This is a genomic window from Thalassotalea sp. G20_0, from assembly GCF_017744175.1.
Taxonomy (GTDB): domain Bacteria; phylum Pseudomonadota; class Gammaproteobacteria; order Pseudomonadales; family Endozoicomonadaceae; genus Endozoicomonas.
The window spans coordinates 1-1,800 of record NZ_JAGHQV010000175.1 but is presented as its reverse complement, the minus strand read 5'-3'; the positions used below and the strand labels follow the sequence as shown (position 1 = coordinate 1,800).

Annotated in this window: 1 protein-coding gene; it reads right to left on the bottom strand. The window is 47.9% G+C overall.

Annotated elements, in window-relative coordinates:
- Positions 1-1,800: calcium-binding protein (locus tag J7438_RS25315; RefSeq protein WP_286196933.1), on the bottom strand; the 1,800-nt coding region annotated here is incomplete at both ends.

Genomic DNA, 1,800 nt, shown 5'->3' with positions numbered 1-1,800 from the left:
TATCAAACAATATCTTGTCGAGATCCGTACCCGAATTATCATAATCTTCAATGGTATCCTTGCTGCCATCAGCCTTGATGACATAGATATCACTGCCAGAACCACCCAGAAGCCGGTCATTGCCCAAGCCACCTTCCAGCCGGTCATTACCTCGACCACCTTCGAGAACATCAGAACCTGTTCCACCCAACAGGGTATCGTTGCCATCCTCTCCCCTAAGCGTGTCATTTCCTTCTGAGCCTGATAGAACATCATTGCCACCATATCCCACCAGCAGGTCATCCCCTCCAAGACCATCAAGCTGGTTGTTCTGATCATCGCCATGCAGCTCGTTGTTTCCTTCAGTGGCCTTCAGTACAAGGCGTTCAAGAGTTACTGAAGTCCATTCAGCTTCAGAGCTCCCCCCATCACTGAACACAACTTTGTCAATCTTGTTCTGCTCTTGCCCATTAAAGTAATTCTCTACCTGGATCTCATCCTCGCCTTCACGCACAAAGATAATCAGATCATTCCCCTGGCGCCTAACTACTACATTCTGCGAAAGAATACCCTGGCCCAGAATAATCTGATCGGTATCCGAAGCACTCCCTTCATTCAGGATGCTATCCAAGCCATCTCCAGTGCTATAGAGATAAGTGTCGTTGCCTGCTCCACCGAGCAGGTAATCATCTCCTTTGCCGCCCGTTAGAGTGTCATCACCAGACTCACCCCGAAGCTCATCATGACCGTCACTGCCTGTCAGCTGGTCATTGCCAGCTCCTCCATAAAGGAAGTCGTTACCCATTCCTCCATCAAGCTGATCTTCACCATCATCACCGAAGAGCCTGTCAGTACCATCATTACCCTGGAGCTGATCATTTCCTGCCTTGCCATAGATACGGTCATCGCCACCCAATCCATCTATGCTGTCGTCTGTTGAAGTACCGTGAAGCTCATCAGCCCCTTCAGTGATCACCTGGGAAGCAACATTTATCTGGTCAAACTGCGCTGGCCCTACTTCCAGCTTGGAACCATCACTGAAAACAATGGCATCAATATATTTTTTAGCAGCCCCTTCACTCTGAAAGTGATCCTCTATCCTGAGAACATCATCGTGGTCATTAATCGACAGAACCAGATCGTCCCCCTGCCTGACAATCGAAACATCAACAGCTGTCAAATCACCTTGAAGTTTTACGATATCGTAGCGATCTGCTCCAGAATCGGCATTTTGGATTCGATCCCTGCCATAGCCTTTGCCAAAACGATACTGATCATTCCCATCGCCGCCAATCAGAAGGTCATCACCAGTACCGCCATCCAACACATCATTACCTGCACCAGCAGAAATAGTGTCGTGTCCTTCCAAACCAAACAGATAATTATCGGAAGCATTGCCCTGAATAGAATCATTACCTGTGGAAGCATCCATGACGGCCGCAGTTACTAGCCCTATCACCTCATCAGAGTAACCACTCATATCCTGAGTCTGGATATACTGGTCAACTGAGCCTCTCAAAGCATCCAGATTGACTGTGGTGTAGACATTGACGCCTCTTACTGCCTGTACAAAGTCAGTCAGTATGTCCTGAGCAGTATCTGGATTCTGCTTCGCATAATCGAACAGTTTATCCGCTACCTGAGTAAAGTCGCCCTGCCAGATGCCACTGGTGGTATCTTGAGACCAGGAAATTTCCTGAAAGAAGGGGTTCAGATAGCTTGTAGCTGCCATCTGATAAAAGACTGTGTTCACCAGATTGTCAAAATAACCATTGTACATTCGGGCATATTGTTGCCCTGAGCCTCTGGGGTTATCCACTT